The organism is Amycolatopsis sp. GA6-003 (assembly GCF_046267895.1).
Classification (GTDB): Bacteria; Actinomycetota; Actinomycetes; order Mycobacteriales; family Pseudonocardiaceae; genus Amycolatopsis.
The window spans coordinates 4,297,274-4,314,173 of record NZ_CP176499.1 but is presented as its reverse complement, the minus strand read 5'-3'; the positions used below and the strand labels follow the sequence as shown (position 1 = coordinate 4,314,173).

The 16,900-nt window shown below is 69.3% G+C and carries 15 protein-coding genes; 4 read left to right on the top strand and 11 right to left on the bottom strand.

Annotation, left to right across the window (positions count from 1 at the left end; translation table 11 throughout):
- The first annotated feature begins 192 nt into the window (after positions 1–192).
- Positions 193–1,962: a glycerol-3-phosphate dehydrogenase/oxidase gene (locus F9C12_RS19040; protein ID WP_409183302.1), complete on the top strand. Its 1,770-nt coding sequence runs from the start codon at positions 193–195 to the stop codon at positions 1,960–1,962.
- Positions 1,963–2,092: 130 nt separating this feature from the next.
- Here the strand turns inward: F9C12_RS19040 and F9C12_RS19035 are convergent, their stop codons facing one another.
- A complete protein-coding gene (locus tag F9C12_RS19035) occupies positions 2,093–2,626 on the bottom strand; it encodes a GNAT family N-acetyltransferase (RefSeq protein WP_409183301.1) in 534 nt (177 codons plus the stop codon).
- A gap of 148 nt (positions 2,627–2,774) precedes the next feature.
- Between F9C12_RS19035 and F9C12_RS19030 the strand changes: the two genes are divergently transcribed.
- The gene (locus F9C12_RS19030) at positions 2,775–4,229 is read left to right on the top strand and encodes a class I adenylate-forming enzyme family protein (RefSeq protein WP_409466772.1); all 1,455 of its coding nucleotides are present in this window, start codon (positions 2,775–2,777) and stop codon (positions 4,227–4,229) included.
- A 1-nt stretch (position 4,230) separates the two neighbouring features.
- Here the strand turns inward: F9C12_RS19030 and F9C12_RS19025 are convergent, their stop codons facing one another.
- From F9C12_RS19025 to F9C12_RS19005, 5 genes are all read right to left on the bottom strand, one after another.
- Positions 4,231–5,478: a sensor histidine kinase gene (locus F9C12_RS19025; RefSeq protein WP_409466771.1), complete on the bottom strand. Its 1,248-nt coding sequence runs from the start codon at positions 5,476–5,478 to the stop codon at positions 4,231–4,233.
- Positions 5,463–5,846 carry a DUF1707 domain-containing protein gene (locus F9C12_RS19020; protein WP_409183298.1) on the bottom strand — a complete coding sequence of 128 codons (384 nt, stop codon included), beginning with the start codon at positions 5,844–5,846 and terminating at the stop codon, positions 5,463–5,465. Before F9C12_RS19020 ends, F9C12_RS19025 begins: the two co-directional genes overlap by 16 nt.
- 8 nt (positions 5,847–5,854) lie before the next feature.
- Positions 5,855–6,406: a DUF1707 domain-containing protein gene (locus F9C12_RS19015; protein WP_409466770.1), complete on the bottom strand. Its 552-nt coding sequence runs from the start codon at positions 6,404–6,406 to the stop codon at positions 5,855–5,857.
- 54 nt (positions 6,407–6,460) lie between these two features.
- On the bottom strand, positions 6,461–8,254 hold the full coding sequence (locus tag F9C12_RS19010; RefSeq protein ID WP_409183296.1) for an acetyl/propionyl/methylcrotonyl-CoA carboxylase subunit alpha: 1,794 nt from the start codon (positions 8,252–8,254) through the stop codon (positions 6,461–6,463).
- A 101-nt stretch (positions 8,255–8,355) separates the two neighbouring features.
- Complete coding sequence (locus F9C12_RS19005; protein WP_037716509.1) at positions 8,356–8,655, bottom strand: SAV_915 family protein; 300 nt, start codon at positions 8,653–8,655, stop codon at positions 8,356–8,358.
- Between the two features lie 50 nt (positions 8,656–8,705).
- Here F9C12_RS19005 and F9C12_RS19000 point away from each other — a divergent pair, with 50 nt between their 5' ends.
- Positions 8,706–9,434 carry a hypothetical protein gene (locus tag F9C12_RS19000; RefSeq protein ID WP_409466769.1) on the top strand — a complete coding sequence of 243 codons (729 nt, stop codon included), beginning with the start codon at positions 8,706–8,708 and terminating at the stop codon, positions 9,432–9,434.
- Positions 9,435–9,476: 42 nt separating this feature from the next.
- On the opposite strand, the gene F9C12_RS18995 is transcribed toward F9C12_RS19000, so the two are convergent.
- From F9C12_RS18995 to F9C12_RS18975, 5 genes are all read right to left on the bottom strand, one after another.
- Entirely contained in the window at positions 9,477–10,823 is a 1,347-nt protein-coding gene (locus F9C12_RS18995; protein ID WP_409466768.1) for a dicarboxylate/amino acid:cation symporter, read from the bottom strand.
- Between the two features lie 103 nt (positions 10,824–10,926).
- A complete protein-coding gene (locus F9C12_RS18990; protein ID WP_043831863.1) occupies positions 10,927–11,538 on the bottom strand; it encodes a Maf family nucleotide pyrophosphatase in 612 nt (203 codons plus the stop codon).
- Between the two features lie 764 nt (positions 11,539–12,302).
- Complete coding sequence (locus F9C12_RS18985; protein WP_409466767.1) at positions 12,303–13,922, bottom strand: DHA2 family efflux MFS transporter permease subunit; 1,620 nt, start codon at positions 13,920–13,922, stop codon at positions 12,303–12,305.
- Positions 13,903–14,511 (bottom strand): PadR family transcriptional regulator, encoded by a 609-nt coding sequence (locus F9C12_RS18980; protein ID WP_409183292.1) that lies wholly within the window; start codon positions 14,509–14,511, stop codon positions 13,903–13,905. Before F9C12_RS18980 ends, F9C12_RS18985 begins: the two co-directional genes overlap by 20 nt.
- Positions 14,512–14,905: 394 nt before the next feature.
- The gene (locus F9C12_RS18975) at positions 14,906–16,192 is read right to left on the bottom strand and encodes an MFS transporter (RefSeq protein WP_409466766.1); all 1,287 of its coding nucleotides are present in this window, start codon (positions 16,190–16,192) and stop codon (positions 14,906–14,908) included.
- A 285-nt stretch (positions 16,193–16,477) separates the two neighbouring features.
- Here F9C12_RS18975 and F9C12_RS18970 point away from each other — a divergent pair, with 285 nt between their 5' ends.
- Positions 16,478–16,825 (top strand): hypothetical protein, encoded by a 348-nt coding sequence (locus F9C12_RS18970; RefSeq protein WP_409466765.1) that lies wholly within the window; start codon positions 16,478–16,480, stop codon positions 16,823–16,825.
- Positions 16,826–16,900: the final 75 nt, after the last annotated feature.

Sequence of the window (16,900 nt, the reverse complement as noted above, 5' to 3'; positions counted from 1 at the left end):
ACCTCCACACTGGACAGTCTGTGCAGGGCCGATCACGTCCGGCCACCGCCTCGTAGCCGACCCCAGTCCGCGGCACGTTACCGGTGCGTACGCGCGCAATCCATAAGCCGGGCGAAGCAATGTGACCATGATCGTCATGGGTTCCGCCACACGTGTCACCTCGGGGTCAGCAGACGATCACGCAAGCGTGCGATGCTGGGGAAGGTGGAGCACGAGGAGGAACGAGTGGTGACGAACTCGCAGAACGGCAGTGACCCGGCCCGGCTGGGTCCGGCGGGCCGGGAGGAATCCTGGCGGCGCTTCGGCGACGAGACCTTCGATCTGGTCGTGATCGGCGGCGGGGTCGTCGGCGCGGGCACCGCGCTGGACGCGGCGACCCGCGGCCTGCGGGTGGCCCTCGTCGAGGCCCGCGACCTGGCGTCCGGCACGTCGAGCCGGTCGAGCAAGCTCTTCCACGGCGGCCTGCGGTACCTCGAACAGCTCGAGTTCGGCCTGGTGCGCGAGGCACTGCACGAGCGCGAGCTGATGCTGACGAAGATCGCGCCGCACCTGGTGAAGCCGGTGAGCTTCCTGTACCCGCTGACGCACCGGATCTGGGAGCGTCCGTACACCGCCGCCGGGCTGCTGATGTACGACACGATGGGCGGCGCCCGGTCGGTGCCCGGCCAGAAACATCTCACCCGGGCGGGTGCCCTCCGAATGGTTCCCGCGCTCAAGCGGTCCGCGCTGATCGGCGGCATCCGGTACTACGACGCGCAGGCGGACGACGCCCGGCACACGATGACCGTCGCGCGCACCGCCGCGCATTACGGCGCGGTGGTCCGGACCTCCACCCAGGTCGTCGGCTTCCTGCGCGAGGCGGACCGGATTTCCGGCGTGCGCGTGCGCGACGTCGAGGACGGCCGCGAGACCGAGATCCACGCCGGCGCGGTGGTCAACTGCACCGGCGTGTGGACCGACGAACTGCAGCGGCTCTCCGGCGGCCGCGGCCGGTTCCGCGTGCGGGCCAGCAAGGGCGTGCACATCGTGGTTCCGCGCGACCGGATCGTGTCGGAGTCGGGGATGATCCTGCGCACCGAGAAGTCGGTGCTGTTCGTGATCCCGTGGCGCAACCACTGGATCGTCGGCACCACCGACACCGACTGGAATCTCGACCTCGCCCACCCGGCGGCCACCAAGCACGACATCGACTACCTGCTCGAGCACGTGAACTCGGTGCTCGCGACGCCGCTGACGCACGACGACATCGAAGGCGTGTACGCGGGTCTGCGGCCGCTGCTGGCCGGGGAGAGCGAAGAGACGTCGAAGCTGTCGCGCGAGCACGCGGTCGCGCGGGTCGCGCCGGGCCTGGTCGCGATCGCGGGCGGCAAGTACACGACGTACCGGGTGATGGCGGCCGACGCCGTCGACGCCGCGGTGGTCGACCTGCCGGGCCGTCCGCCGTCGTCCATCACCGACAAGGTCCCGCTGCTCGGCGCGGACGGCTACCACGCGCTGGTCAACCAGGCCGATCACCTGGCCGCGGAGCACGGGCTGCACCCGTACCGCGTGCGGCACCTGCTCGACCGCTACGGCTCGCTGGTGCACGAGGTGCTGGCGCTCGCGGCGGATCGGCCGGAGCTGCTGAAGCCGATCGAGTCGGCGCCGGATTACCTCGGCGTGGAGGTCGTGTACGCGGCCAGCCACGAGGGTGCGCTGCACCTGGAGGACGTCCTCGCCCGGCGCACGCGGATCTCCATCGAGTACGCGCACCGCGGCGTCGACTGTGCGGAGCAGGTCGCCCAGCTGGTGGCCGGAGTGCTGGGCTGGTCGGAAGACGAGACCAGGCGCGAGGTCGAGGTCTACCGGGCGCGCGTCGAGGCGGAGCGGGATTCGCAGCTGCAGCCGACGGACGAGTCGGCGGACGCGCTGCGGGCGGCGGCTCCGGAGGCTCGGGCCGGGTTGATCGAGCCGGTCAGCTGAGAGTGCCTCGTGAGTGTCGGGGAGAACCGGCACTCACGAGGGCTCGGGTTTTCCGGGCTCACCGCGCGCCCGCTTCGGACACGAGCCGGTCAGGTGAGAAAGCCTCGGGAGTGCTGCGGAGAACCGGTCCTCACGAGGGCTTGAGCACCCATCTGATCAGCTTTTCCCCGCTGGGCGAGGGCCGCTCCTCGGGCCCGACTCGCCGGAACCCGGCCCGCTTCGCCACCACCTCGGACGCGGTGTTGCTTTCGTCGTGCCGGTAAGCGATTTCGTGCAGGCCCAGCCGGGCGAATCCGAACTGGATCGCGGCCGAAAGCGCTACCGCCGCGATGCCTTTGCCTCGTTCGGCCGGGTGTGTCCACACCGACGCCTCGGCGGTCCCGAAGTCGAGGTCCAGGTCGCGCAGTCCGACCTCGCCGAGCAGCCGGCCGGTCGCCGGGTCGGCCACGGCCCACGAGCAGCGCTCGTCGCACGCCCACTGCGCGGCGCGCAGCGTCACGTACTCGGTGGCTTCGTCGGGGGTGCGCAACTGGTAGTTCAGCACGTACCGCCGATGCTGCGGGTCCGCGAACGCCTCCATCAGCGCGGGCCGGTCGTCGAGATGCCGGTCCGCGCGGAGCTGGCGCAGGCGGTACGCGCCCGCGTTGATTTCCACGGGTTCCACGACTCGAGCCTAACCGTCTCCAGGCGCGAAACGGCTGCGTGCCGCGTCACGGCAGGGGCGGACGAAGGGTGAAAAATCCTTGCCGCTTCGGGCAGTACCGGGGAAAGACCGCCCCGGCGCGAAGATCGTCCTGGCAGCGTTGCCGGGTATGCCGGACAATCTGACCCAGCTTGCCGCCGACCACGCCCGCCGACACGGATGGGCCGACCTTCCCGCCTTCCTCGCCGACGACCGGACCTGGACGTTCGCCGAGGTCTACGCCGGAGCCGCGCGCGTCGCCGGCGGTTACCGGGCCGCCGGACTGCGCCGCGGCGACCGCGTGCTGCTCGCGCTTCCGGACAGCATCGAACTGGTCTGGTGCCTGCTCGGCGCGTGGCAGGCCGGAATCGTCGCGATTCCGGTGAATGTCCAGATGAGCCACGACGACCTGACCCGGGACATCCGCACCGCCGAACCCGCGCTGATCGTCGCGGATCCGGAAACGGCGGGCTGGCTCGACGGCGCCGACCTCGCTCCGACCACCGGCGCGGAGCGGCTGGCGGCGGCGGATCCGGAGACGGAGTTCGCGCCGGGCGGAGACAATCCGTCGCACGCGATGTTCACGTCGGGGACGACCGGCGCGCCCAAGCTGTGCTTCTATCTTCACCGCAATTTCGATCCGTCGATGCTTCGCACGGACGGCGTCGGCACGGTCGCGCTCTCGGTGTCGCGGATGTATTTCGCCGGTGGCCTGTACTCCTCGGCGATGGCGACGATCTGCACCGGCCAGACGTCAGTGCTCTCGCGGCCGCGCGCGACCCCGGCTGCCGCGCTGGAGTTGATCCGCCGCCACAACGTCGCGACGCTTTTCGCGCAGCCGAGTTTCTACGCGCGTCTGCTGCTGGAGCCGGGGCACGCCGAGACGCTCGGGCAGTTGCGCGGCGCGATGTGCGCGGGCGAAGTGCTTTCCGCTCAGCTGCGCGAGAAGCTGGTGCCGATTTTCGGGGACCGGCTGGTGAACCTTTACGGCGCTACCGAGGCTGGCGGGTACGCGATGGGGCGGCCAGCGGATTACGCCGACCCGTCGGCGGTCGGGCCGGTCTACGAAGGCCGTTCGGCACGCGTAGTGGTTGACGGACACGAGGTGGCGACCGGAGTGCAGGGCGAGCTGCAAGTTCTGGTCCCGTTCGCTACGCGCGGTGTCGCCCGCGGCAGCCTCGGCCCGGATCAGGTGACCGACACCTGGTGGTCGACCGGCGACCTCGGGTCGATCGACGCACAGGGTGTCCTTCACGTCTACGGACGGCTCGACGACGTCGAGGTGATCGGCGGACAGAACGTGGTCCCCGGCGAGGTCGAACGGCTTCTCGAAAGTCACCCGAAGGTGCGGGAAGCAGCGGTGAGCGCGGTGCGGCGCGAGGCGGGGGACACGACCCTGCGTGCGTACGTGGTCGCGACGTCCGGCACGGGCGACGAGGACTTGAGCGCGGAACTGATCGCGCTGGCTCGTGCGCACCTGTCGTGGTACAAGGTGCCGCAGGACGTGGTCTGGTTGGAAGCGTTGCCGCGCAATGGAAACGGCAAGGTGTTGCGCAGGCAGCTGCGTGTGGCGGGCGGCCAGTGACTTAAGCGGGCGATGGGACCTCCGCGTGCACGGCGGTCCCTTCCCCGCGTGCGGACTCGATGGTCAGCGAGCCCGCGACCCGTTGCACGCGCTGGCGCATCGCTTCCAGGCCGAAGCCGGTGCCGTCGCCGCGGTCGCCGGGGGCGAAACCTCTGCCGTCGTCTCGGATGTCGAGCATGACCAGGTCGCTGGTGTAGGTGAGGGTGATGCCGATCCGGCTGGCGTGCGCGTGTTTTTCCGCGTTGGCCAAGGCTTCCTGCGCGACCCGGTACAGCGCCACTTCCAGCTCCGGCAGCAACGGCCGAGCATCGCCTTCGACGGCAGCGGTCACCTTGGTGCCGGAGGTGTCGGACACTCGGTTCGCCAAACCTGCCAACGCTTCCGGCAGGTGCGAGTCCGCCAACGGTTCCGGCCGCAACGCCTGCACTGCCCGGCGCGCCTCAGTGAGACTGTCCTTCGCCAGCGCGTGCACGTGGTCGAGATGCCGTTGCCGGTCCGCGGCTTCGGTGGCCCGGTCGGCGGCCTGCAATTGGGTGACAATGCCGGTCAAGCCCTGGGCGACGGTGTCGTGAATTTCGCGGGCCATTCGCTGACGCTCGTCGAGCACCCCCGCCTCGCGGGCTTGGGTGAGCAATTGCGCTTGCAGCGCCGCGTTTTCCGTCAACGCCGTTTCCAGCTGCGCGTTTGATCGCGCGAGTTTTTCATTGGTGCGACGACGTTCCTCGTTCTCCGCGCCGACGAACCATGCCACGTACAGAATCGGCCCGACAATCGACACCGCCGTGGTCCACGGCGGCGACGGTTCCCAAATCCCCTTGGCCAGCAACGGAACTACCGCCGTAGCGGCTGCGGCGAAGATGCTCCAGCGCGTCGGGAACAACACGAACGCGATCGGGTAACCGATCGAAGCGAAGGCAGTGAACGGGTCCAACCGAGAAGCGAGCACCGTCGCGCCAGCAAGCAGCACAATAAAAAACCCGATGGCCAGCCACGGTTTTCGCGTGCGTCGCGGGAAAACCGGGATCAGCATCAGCAACCACAGCCCACTAGCCGCGGCGAGAAGCAGCGTGGTGCGCCATTGTGCGGAATTACCGTGCGGCTGACCGGCGGCGATGATCGTGCACACCGCGAGCGCCAGAATCCCGACCCCGGCGAACACCGGGCCTGCCCATCGTTCGGCCTTCGGATCGACCGAACCCGGCCGCAGCCCCATCATCGGGCCGGGCCGCGGGCTCAGCGCCGCCGCCATCCGCTGAACAGGATCAGCAGCAACGGCAGCGCGAACACGATCAGCAGCCGACCGCGGGTCACGATGAGCACGAGGACCGCCAGCGCGATCGAAAGCGGCACCGAATACCGCCAGACGAACGCGCTCAGCTTGCCGTTCCCTGCGGCCGGAACGACCGGTTCCGGGCGGGCCGTAGCCAGCAGCGCGCTCGGCCGCGGCGAGGGGAGGTCGTCGAACAGCGGCACCAGTTCGCTCACCAGCTTGGCCGACGTGACCTTCGCCGAGCGGCTGCCGTACTCGTCGATGTCGAGGCGTCCGGTGCGGACGTGCTCGGAGAGGACGTCGAGCGCGTCCTGGCGTTCGGCGTCGCTCAGCCGCAGGTCAGCCATGGTCCGCCTCAGCGGTCCAGCCGGCGCTGGCGCCGGTGCTCGTCGCGCATCGCGCGGAACTCCTCGCGGCGCTCGCGATGCCGGTCGTGGCGGTGGTGGTCATGGTGCTCGAAACCCTTGCCCCAGAGCGCGCGGCCGACCGCGGTGAGCGCGATCGGCGCGAAGATCACCGGCCACCCCGCGGTGCCGGTGGCGATCAGGGCGATCGCCGCGATCCAGACCAGCGGGATCAGCGCGGCGACGACGCGTTGCCCCGGCGACCACTCCGGCTGCCGGGCGGCCACTTCGCCGGACGCCGCGGGCTGCGGCACGGGCATAGGCGCCGCCGCGGCCGGTTCCGGCGCCGCGGTCGCGCCGCCGAACACTGGATGCGGCACCGGCAGGTCGGCGAACAGCTCGCTCAGTTCGCCCCGGGTCTTGGCCGCGGTGATCCGGGCGGAGCGTTCGCCGAACTCGTCGATGTCGATCCGCCCCGCGCTCATGTGCTCGCCGAGCGCGTGCAGCGCGGACTCGCGCTCCCGGTCGCTGATCCGCAGCTGCGGAGACGGAACCTCAGTCACGTAGTCGATGGTAGGCCGCGCGAGCGCGCGGCACCCACGACATTCAGCACAACTTCAGTCCTTGAGTTCCAAGAGTTGCGTTCCCTGCGTGACCGCGGAGCCGATCTCGACCGAAAGCCCGGTGACAGTGCCCGCTTTGTGCGCGGTTACCGGGTTTTCCATCTTCATCGCCTCGAGCACCACGATCAGCTCGCCCGCCTCGACGTGCTGGCCTTCCTCGACCGCGATCTTCACGATGGTGCCCTGCATCGGCGCGGTGACCGCGTCGCCGCTCACCGCCGCCTTCGCGCCGCCGGCCCGCTTGCGCGGCTTGGCCTTCGTCGCCGCGGGCGCGCCGCCGCCTTCGAGGGCGAACCCGCCCGGAAGCGAAACCTCGAGCCGGCGTCCGCCGACCTCGACCACGACGTTCTGCCGCGGCGCCTCTTCCTCGGCCTCGACGTCCGGCGCGGTGAACGGCTCGATCTGGTTGTCGAACTCGGTCTCGATCCAGCGGGTGTGCACGCTGAAGCCGTTTTCGTCGCCGATGAACGCCGGGTCGTTCACGATCACCCGGTCGAACGGCAGCACCGTCGCCATGCCCTCGACCTCGAACTCGGCCAGCGCGCGCCGGCTGCGCTCCAGCGCGTTCTGCCGGTCCGAACCGGTGACGATGAGCTTGGCGAGCATCGAGTCGAACTGGCCGCCGATCACGCTGCCGGATTCGACCCCGGAGTCGACGCGCACGCCCGGGCCGGACGGGGCGACGAACTTGGTGACCGTGCCCGGAGCGGGCAGGAAGCCGCGCCCGGCGTCCTCGCCGTTGATGCGGAACTCGATCGAGTGGCCGCGCGGCGTCGGGTCCTCGGTGATCCGCAGCTTCTCGCCGCGCGCGATGCGGAACATCTCGCGGACCAGGTCGATGCCGGTGGTCTCTTCCGACACCGGGTGCTCGACCTGCAGCCGGGTGTTCACCTCGAGGAAGGAAATGGTGCCGTCGACCGCGACGAGGTACTCCACGGTGCCCGCGCCGTAGTAGCCGGCCTCCTTGCAGATGGCCTTGGCGGACTCGTGGATCCGGGCGCGCTGGTCGTCGGACAGGTACGGCGCGGGGGCCTCCTCCACCAGCTTCTGGTGGCGGCGCTGCAGCGAGCAGTCGCGGGTGCCGACGACGATCGCGTTGCCGTGCTGGTCGGCCAGCACCTGCGCCTCGACGTGCCGCGGCTTGTCCAGGTAGCGCTCCACGAAGCACTCGCCGCGGCCGAACGCGGCCACCGCCTCGCGCGTCGCGGATTCGAACAGCTCAGGGATTTCTTCGCGGGTGCGGGCGACCTTCAGGCCGCGGCCGCCGCCGCCGAACGCCGCCTTGATCGCGACCGGCAGGCCGTGCTCGTCGGCGAACGCGATGATCTCGTCGGCGTCCTTGACCGGCTCCTTGGTGCCGGGCACCAGCGGCGCGCCCGCGCGCATCGCGATGTGCCGCGCGGTCACCTTGTCGCCGAGGTCGCGGATCGACTGCGGGCTCGGCCCGATCCAGGTCAGGCCCGCGTCGAGGACGGCCTGGGCGAAGTCGGCGTTCTCGGAAAGGAAGCCGTAGCCGGGGTGGACCGAATCGGCGCCGGACCGCTTGGCGGCGTCGAGGATCTTGTCGATCGCGAGGTAGCTCTCGGCCGCGGTGGTCCCGCCGAGCGCGAACGCCTCGTCGGCGAGACGGACGTGCGGAGCGTCGCGGTCCGGGTCGGCGTACACGGCCACGCTCTGCAGGCCCGCGTCCTTCGCGGCCCGGATCACGCGAACCGCGATCTCGCCCCGGTTCGCGATCAGGACCTTGGTCACCGGACCGCCCGTGCTCGCGGTGTCCTGCTCGCTCACCACATACCTCCCGTGCCCGTCGCCGCGCTGCTGGTCAACCGGGAGTCTACGGACCCCGGCGGGGCCTGGATTGAGAGGTGGACCACCCAGTTCGGTCCTGTTTATACCCGTCCGGCGGGGGCCTGATGCCGCAGTTCGGCCGGGAGTTCGGAGTCGAGCACGATGACGTCGTAGGGGTTGACCTGGTGCACCAGCGCCAGGTTCTCGGTGTTGACCAGGATCCACGGCTGGTGCTCGCCGCAGCAGTCGACGAGCCGGTCGAGCGCGGTGAACGCGACCAGCGCGGTGCGGCCGTCCGGGGTGCGGCGCAGTTCGACGTTGGCTCCGGTCTGGCCGTCGGTGGTCGGGCCGGCGGGCCCGGTCGGCAGGTAAAGGGCCGGGGGCAGGTTGGGGTTCGTCACTCCGACAACATAGACGGACACGGTGCGCGAGGTCGCTTACAGTCTCGGATATGCGGACTAGGCCGAAGCGCGTCCCGCGATCCGCGCTGCTCACCGCCGTTCTCGCGGCGGTGGCCACGGCGGCGGCGCTCGTCGTGGCCGTCGTGCTGCGCCCGAAGCCGGACGGCGCGGTCACCATGGCCCCGCGCGAGCCGGCGGCGGCTCCGGTGGAGGGATCGGCCTCGACCTGCGGCAACGGTCCGTGCCGGCAGCTGGCCGCGGTGAGCGTCGGCGGTACCCCGGTCGTGTTGCTGGCGGACGCCGCGGGCGGCTCGGGACGGGTCCAGGTCGGGAAGGAGCCGGGCACCGAGTTCGAACTGGCGATCACGAACCTGGGCGCGAAGCTGACGAAGACTTCCTTGCGCTGCATCGACGGGTCGACCGCCGCGTGCCTGGTCCGCGGCGACGCGGCCGGCGGCTCGTACGGGGAACTGCTCACCGAATCCGGCGGGGTGTGGCGCGACTACGGCAAGCCGTATTTCTCCGACGCGGGCTCGCTGTCGCTCTACGACGTGAGCCAGGACGGCCGTCCGGACGTGATCGTCGTCCGGCACGAATGCCCGCAGGCGGTCTCCGGCTCGCCGCGCTGCCAGGCGGCTCCGGTGGTGGCGGAGGTCTACGAACTCGACGGCGAGGTGATGGGGTGCACGAGCACCGTCACCTCGCCGTCGAATTTCCGGGGCTGGCCGGACGTCGAGCTGAGGAAATCCCAGCTGCGGCGGTGTTCCGGCAACTCGTGAGCGGCAATCCCGGTTAGAACCGGGATTGCCGCTCACGAGGCGTCAGGCGGTGGCGGGCCGGGCCGCGCTGCCCTCGTCGCGGTGGTTCGGGCGAGCGGTGTGCGTGCTGAGGATTTCGTCGTCGAGCAGGCCCTCGCTACGCGCGACGATCGTCGGGACCACGATCTGGCCCGCGACGTTCGTGGCCGTGCGCATCATGTCCATGATCGGGTTCACCGAGTAGATCAGCGCGATGCCGAGCGCGACCTGCTTGGCGTCGAGGCCGATGAACGCGGTGGTCAGGGTGAGCGCGGTCAGCCAGCCGGTGGTGCCCGCGGTGGCCAGCGCGCCGACCACGGCGACGACCACGATGCCGACGTACTGGCCGAAGCTCAGCGGCACCCCGGCGAGGTTGGCGATGAAGATCGCGCCGATCGCCGGGAACACCGCGGCGCAACCGTCCATTTTGGTCGCGCTGGCGAGCGGGGTGGCGAAGGCGGCGTACCCGGGGTCGACGCCGAGGTTGACCGCGGACTGCCGGGTCAGCGGCAGCGTCGCGGAGCTGGACTGCGACGCGAACGCGAACTGGATCGCGGTGCCCGCCTTGGCGAAGAACGTCAGCGGGCTCACCTTCGCGACGAACTGCAGCAGGATCGGGTAGACCACGAACAGGACCAGCAGGCAGCCGACGTACACCGCGAGCGTGGTCGACAGCAGCGGGCGGAACAGCGCGTCGCCGTAGTTGGAGACGGCGGCCCCGATCAGGCCGACGATGCCGATGGGCGCGAGGCGCACGATCCAGCCGAGGTAGCGCTGAATGATTTCGAAGACGCTGGTGGTGAACTCGACGAACGGCTTGGCCTTGTCGCCGAGGCTGTAGGCGGCGGCGCCGATCACGACGGCGAGGAAGAGCACCTGGAGCGTGCTGCCCTCGGCGAAGGCGGAGAAGAAGTTCTCCGGCAGCAGGCCCTTGATGAAGGCGTCCCAGGAACCCCAGTGGCTCATGCTCTTCGCGGCCTTGTCGGCGTTCTTCGCGGTCGCCGCGACGCCCTCGCCGAGCCCGCCGGAGCCGGGGTTGAACAGCTTGCCGATCGCGATCCCGATCAGCGAGGCGATGAACGACGTGATCGCGAACCACAGCACGGTCTTGCCGCCGAGCCGCGCGGCGGTGCGGCCGCCGCCGAGGCCGCGGAGGCTGTTGATGCCGACCACGATCGCGGTGAAGACCAGCGGGATCACCGCGATCTGCAGCAGGGTCGTGAAGATCGTGCCGATGTGGTCGAGGGTGTCGGTCAGCCAGCCGGCTTCGGTCGTCCGCGCGAGCACGCCGAGGCCGGCGCCCACGACAAGCGAACCGAGCACGGCCGCGGCGAACACGCGCGGCTTGGTGTACGTCCTGACGAAGGACATGTGCCACCCCAGAGAGGTCGAGAGTTTCCGCTGACCCGGGTGCGGGCCGGAGTCGACTCTCCCTGATCACTCGTCCGAGTGACACATCGTCCCAATATGTGAACTAGTTCCACATTTCGGTGACGCTGACGCCGACCTCGGCGAGGAGCTGACGCAGCAGCGGAAGACTGATCCCGATGACGCTGGACGGGTCCCCTTCGACGCCCTCGACGAACCACCCGCCGAGCGCGTCGAGCGTGAACGCCCCCGCGACGTGCAGCGGTTCGCCGGTCGCGACGTAGGCGTCGATCTCGGCCTGGCTGGGGTTGGCGAAGTGCACGGTGGTGGACCGGGTGCCGGAGGCTTCCTTGGTGCGCTGCCCGCCGTCGAGCCGGACCACGGCGTGCCCGGTGAGCAGGACGCCGGAGCCGCCGGCCATCCGGGCCCAGCGCTCCTTCGCGACCTCGGCCGTGGCGGGCTTGCCGACCATCTCGCCGCCGATGGAAAGCATGGAATCGCAGGCGACGATCACGGCGTCGGGCTCGGAGACCATCTCGACCACGGCGTTGGCCTTGGCTTTCGCGAGAGCCAACACGAGTTCGGCGGGTTCGGGATCGGTGAGCGCGGCCGCGACGGCATCCTCGTCGACACCGGACACGACGACGGCCGGATCGAGACCGGCACTCCGCAACACAGCGAGGCGGGCAGGGGACTGGGAGGCGAGGACTAGACGCACGGTCGAACGCTACCTCGACGGGTGGGGGCGGTGGGGTCTGGCCTGGGAGGGGTGGGAGGTCGTGTCGGCTGGGCGAGGGGGGTGCGGTGGGTGGCCGGGGGTTGCGTGTGTGGTGAGTGGTTCGGGGTGGCTGGGTTGAGTGTGCGGTGGGGCGTGGTCTGGGCAAAGTGGGAGGTTGCGCCACCTAGGCGAGGGGATTGCGGTGGGCGGCCTGGGCGGCGGCTGGGCCGAGTGCGTGGCCGGTGGCTCGGCAGGGCGGCTGGGTTGTGTGCGGGGTGAGTGGCTCGGAGGAAACCCCGGGCGGGTGCGAGGTGAGCGGGCAGCTGTTTCCGGGCATCGGGAGACCGCGCGGCCGCGGATGCGGAGACGGCCGCGCGGATTCGCAGTGCATCGCGATCGCCACTTCACTGCCGGGTGGCGGGGCCGCGCTCGGGCCGCGGCCGATCGGGGTGCGGCTGCGGGGTTTCTGCCTCTGCTTGCATTGGGCAGCTCAATGAGTCCAGGCGTGGTTTCTCCGCCGCGACTTGAGCCGCCCGAAACCGGTCGAATCGAGTTCGCCGATCAGCCGGTAGCGGCCGCTGATCGGGGCGTCCTGGTCGTGCCTGCCGTTCGGCTCTCGCCGCGCTCCTTGCATTGCTCAGCCCGGCTTGCCCGCAGGAAGTTCCGGCCGACGCGCGTGCTCGCCTCCTCTCTGCTCGGCCTCTCCTCCCTCAGCGCCTGCCCGGCTGGGTTTTCGGCCAGCCGGGCAGGTCGAGGTCAGCAGTTCATCGTGCTGGCTCCGGGGTCGGGGCGGTCGGGGCTGGCGTACGCGGCCGAGGCGTTACCCGGCGCAGAGCCGCTGCCGACAGGACTCCCAGTACCAGCACCGCGATCGGCAGGATCAGCGTTGCGCGGGCGGCGTCGGTCAGTCCATTGTGGACAACCTCGCTGGCGAGGCGGCCCGCTTGTTCGGCGAGGTCCGCCGGGAGGCCGGGCATGGGGGCCGGGCCTCCGGAGGAGCCGAATTCGCCGGTGGAGGCGGCGGCGTGCGCGATGCCTTCGGTGAACGGGGCTCGGTACTGTTCCGGCAGTTGCCCGGCCGCGGTGGCGGCTTCGCTCGTGATCGACGCGCTGATCCTCGCCTGCAGGAGCACGCCGATCGCGGCGCTGCCCAGGACTCCGCCTACCTGGCGGGCGGTGTTGAAGATGCCCGACGCGGTACCGGTGAGCCGCGGTTCTACCGACGCCATCGTCAGGTTGCTCATCGGCGAGAAGATGCAGCCGACGCCCAGACCGCACACCAGCAGGGCCGGGATCAGTGCCCACGGGCTCGTGTCCGGCCGCGCTTGCAGCGCGATGATGCCGACGCCCGCGGCCAGCAGGGCCAAGCCGCCCATCACCAGGTATTTGCCGTTGATCTTGTCCGAAGCGCGGCCGACGAACGGCGCGATCACGCCGGACAGCAGCGACATCGGGGCGGTGAGCAGACCGGCCATGGTGGGGGAGAGGCCGAGCACCGTCTGGATGTAGATGATCAGCGGCAGGAACATGCCGGTCATCGTGAAGCCGACCGTGGTCGCGGTGAGCGTGCCCGCGGAGAAGTTGCGGTTCGCGAACACGGCCAGCGGGACCAGCGGTTCCCGGCGGTTGTAGTGCTGCCACAGCACGAAGGCGATCAGCAGGACCACGCCGGCTCCGATGATTTCGAACACCGTGATGCCGCCGAACACCGTGCCCCAGTCATACTGCTGTCCATTTTGGACACCGAACACGACGCAGAAGAGCCCCGCGGCCGACAGCAGGATGCCGATCAGGTCGAACGAATGCGAGTGCTTCGGCTGCCAGTCCGGCACCAGCCACAGGGTCAACGCGATGGCGACGACGCCGATCGGCACGTTGACGTAGAAAATCCACTCCCAGCCGAGGTGCTGCACCAGCACGCCGCCCAGCAGCGGGCCGGTGATCGTGGCCAGGCCGGCCACGCCGCCCCACGCGCCCATCGCCGCGCCGCGTTTCGCGGGCGGGAAAAGGTGGCTGATGAACGCCAGCGTCTGCGGCGTCATCAACGCGGCGCCGAGGCCTTGCACCGCACGGGCGGCGATCAGCATCTCGACGTTGCCGGACAGCCCGCACCACAGCGACGACGCGGTGAACACGACGAGCCCGGCGACGAACACGCGCTTCGGGCCGAAGCGGTCGCCGAGCCGGCTGGTGAACAGCATCGGCACGGCGTAGGTGAGCAGGTAGACGCTGATCACCCACACCACCGAGTTCAGCCCGGCTCCGAGGTGCTGCAGCATGGCGGGCACCGCGATGGACACGATCGTGGTGTCCAGCAGGATCATGAAGAACCCGATACAGAGCGCGCTCAGCGCGGCCCACGGGTTAACCGGTCTTGCGTTCATCGTTTTCCTTGAGCTTGAGTTTCTTGTCCTGGAAAGGGATCCGGCCGCTGCTGAGGTCCGCGAACAGCTGCTCGATCCACGCGAGCTCGAACTTCCGCTGTGCCGCGCTGAACCGGAAGTCGAGCCAGTAGATTTCGGGGGTGCCGTCGGATTCCAGCTGCTTGACGATCACCTCGTCGGCGGCCACGCCCGCGCGCAGCCGGGTGATCCGGTGCTCCAGTTCGAGCAGCGCCACGTCGCGGCCGAGATCGTCGATCACGGCGAGCCCGCTGAGCACGTCGCTGTAGTCCGGCACCACGTCGCCCAGCATTTGCCGGGCTCGTTCCTGGAAGGCGTCTTTGCCCGCCGCGGTCATCGCGTACACCGTGCGCTCCGGCCGTTTGCCGTCCCGCTGGGTTTCCACCACGTCGACAAAACCGTTGCGTTGCAACCGGTCCACCGTGTGGTAGAGCGAGCCCGCCTTGAGCTTCACACGGGTTTCGACGTGCCGTTCCCGCATGAGCTGGGCCATTTCGTACGGGTGCATCGGCCGCTCGTGCAGCAGCTCGAGCACGGCGACGCCCAGCGCCGTGAGCTTGGCCGCGACCATGACGGTGTTCCTCCAGAAGATCCAATCGGGTGACCCCACATGGGTTATTCCACGTGGACTATACGGTGTGGAGCAAGCTGCGGTCCAGTGTGATCTGCGCTGGTGAGCAGCTTGTCGCTGACGGTGATGGGTGCTGCGAGATGGGGAGAGCGTAACCAGCAGCACCGACAAAAACCGGCGATCGCCTGTTCGACGGCCCTTTCGCGGCCCTCGGCGGCCTGGCGATCCGATCCGGTGGCAGCACGGAGCCCGCGCAGTTTCTCGGTCCGCCGCCTCTTCGTCACCGAAGAGAGCTGGATCCTGGCGCGGGAACCCGGCCTGCGCGCCTACTACCGCGACTACCTCGTCCGCGCCAGAATGGCCGCGGACGAGGTAGCTCGTCTTCGGAGTAGGCTCAGTCGGTGACCTGATGCAGCTGCCGAGCCCGGCGGCTGCCCAGCGAGTACCAGCCGGCGATCCCGGTGCCGACGGTGAGCGCGGCCGCGCTGATGCCCAGCGACCAGTGCACCCCGACCCCGGAACCGAGCAGTCCCACGGTGAATCCGCTGCCCGCGCGAAGACCGTTGGCGGACACGCTGTACACGCCGATCACGCGCCCGCGTTCCTCCGGTTTCGCCAGCAATTGCACGACGGTCTGGCCGATCGACATCGACGCCAGGTTCGCCACGCCGCCGATCACCAGCAGCGCCACCGCGATCGGATAGCTGGCGGTCATTGCGAAGAACAGGCTGGAGATCCCGTAAATCGCCGTGCTGAGCACTGCGGCGGGAACGCTCGGTTTGATTTTTCCGGTCGCTTCCAGCAGGATCCCGCCGATCACGCCGCCCGCGCCGTTGGCGAACAGCAGCACGCCGTACGCGGTTCCGGCGCTGCCCGCACCGAGGTCCTGGGCGAAGATCGGCATCGAACTCTGCATCGAAGCGCCGACGAAAAACGCGCCGAGCCCGGCGAGGATGATCATCCCGACCATGGTCGGATTGCCGCTGATTTCCTTCATCACCCGCACCGAATCCCGCAACCCGACTCGCGGCCGGCGAATGATTCCGCCGTCTCGGGTGTGCCCGGTGAACTTGGTGCGGAACAGGAAAACGGTCAGCGGCAGGTAGAACGCGACGTTCACGAAAATGCCCGCCACCGGTCCGAGTCCGAGCAGCAATGCCGAACCGACGACCGGGCCGAAGAGAATTCCCAGACTGCGGAAGGTGGCATTGAGCCGGACCGCGCTGGGCAATTCCGTGGGGCCGACGAAATCGTGCAGCATGAGCTGCTCGCCCGGTCCCCAAATCGCGCCCGCGCAGCCGTGCAAAATCAGCAGTACGCAGGCACTCCACACCTCGAGGGTGTCGGTGACGATCAGCACGCCCCACGCCACGGATACGGCCATGAACAGCGCCTGAGCGGCCTGGATGATCCGGCGGCAGTCGTGCCGGTCGGCCAGTCCGCCGAAATACACCGAAAACAGCAGGAACGGCACCCAGTGGCTGATTACCTCGAACCCCGTCAGTGCGGGCGACTGGAATTTCTCCCACAGTACCCAGTAGGTGATGACGTGTTCGATATTGTCGGCCATCATGGCCAGGCCGGTGCCGATCAGATACGGACGGCAGTCCTTGTTGTACAACGCCGCGAATTTGCGCGGGGCCGCCGCGGCAACCTCGGCTTCGGGTCGGTGCGCTGGCACCCCGCACGCGGAACACATGATTGGGAACCCCCTCGTGAGCTGGTGATCTATACGCTAGACGAGACGTTGCGTCTTGGCTAGAGGCGATCGCGTGGCGCGGATTACATAGCGTGGCGCGCTGGATCGCGCCTCGAACCCGCTTCGATCGGCGGGTTGGTCGGGTTGAGTCTGGTCGGATCCGAACGTTCGACGGCCTGGGGCAGGGCAGCCGGGACACCGCGGGTAATGCTGGTCGGGACGCCTTGATCCCATAGAGCCAAATTCGGCAGGCGTTAGCGTGGAGGAATGGACCGACCGAGCGATACCGGCGACGGCGCGCAAACCGGGTGCGGCGACTACTACCGTCAGCATGCGCTGTGGGCACGGCGGGCCGCTGACTCGCAGTCCTGGATGATCGACCTGCTCGACAAGATGGCTGAGTGCGGCGCGCCGTACCCGGCCGATATGCGTGAGAAGGCGGTGTGGCTCAGGCAGATGATGGGCCAGGCGGCTGACGTACTGGCCGCGCAGGGACTCGCGTATGACGAGATGCTGGCGGCTGGTGGTCCGGACAATTCCCGTGCGTGGGTCGAGTACGAGGCCATGACGCGCCGCCATGCCGAGTTGCTGCCCAGGGGCCTGTCTTTCGAGTGACGCACGCCCTTTTTGGTGAACCAGTCACCCCTGCGTGACGGGTTCGCTACGGTGGATCTAGGCAAGTTGCCCATG

Excerpts from the sequence above, each read along its gene's own strand:
- F9C12_RS19040 (WP_409183302.1), top strand. The coding sequence starts at position 193 with ATGCTGGGGAAGGTGGAGCACGAGGAGGAACGAGTGGTGACGAACTCG.
- F9C12_RS19030 (WP_409466772.1), top strand. The coding sequence starts at position 2,775 with ATGCCGGACAATCTGACCCAGCTTGCCGCCGACCACGCCCGCCGACAC.
- F9C12_RS19025 (WP_409466771.1), bottom strand. The coding sequence starts at position 5,478 with ATGGCGGCGGCGCTGAGCCCGCGGCCCGGCCCGATGATGGGGCTGCGG.
- F9C12_RS19020 (WP_409183298.1), bottom strand. The coding sequence starts at position 5,846 with ATGGCTGACCTGCGGCTGAGCGACGCCGAACGCCAGGACGCGCTCGAC.
- F9C12_RS19000 (WP_409466769.1), top strand. The coding sequence starts at position 8,706 with ATGCGGACTAGGCCGAAGCGCGTCCCGCGATCCGCGCTGCTCACCGCC.
- F9C12_RS18995 (WP_409466768.1), bottom strand. The coding sequence starts at position 10,823 with ATGTCCTTCGTCAGGACGTACACCAAGCCGCGCGTGTTCGCCGCGGCC.
- F9C12_RS18985 (WP_409466767.1), bottom strand. The coding sequence starts at position 13,922 with ATGAACGCAAGACCGGTTAACCCGTGGGCCGCGCTGAGCGCGCTCTGT.
- F9C12_RS18980 (WP_409183292.1), bottom strand. The coding sequence starts at position 14,511 with ATGGTCGCGGCCAAGCTCACGGCGCTGGGCGTCGCCGTGCTCGAGCTG.
- F9C12_RS18970 (WP_409466765.1), top strand. The coding sequence starts at position 16,478 with ATGGACCGACCGAGCGATACCGGCGACGGCGCGCAAACCGGGTGCGGC.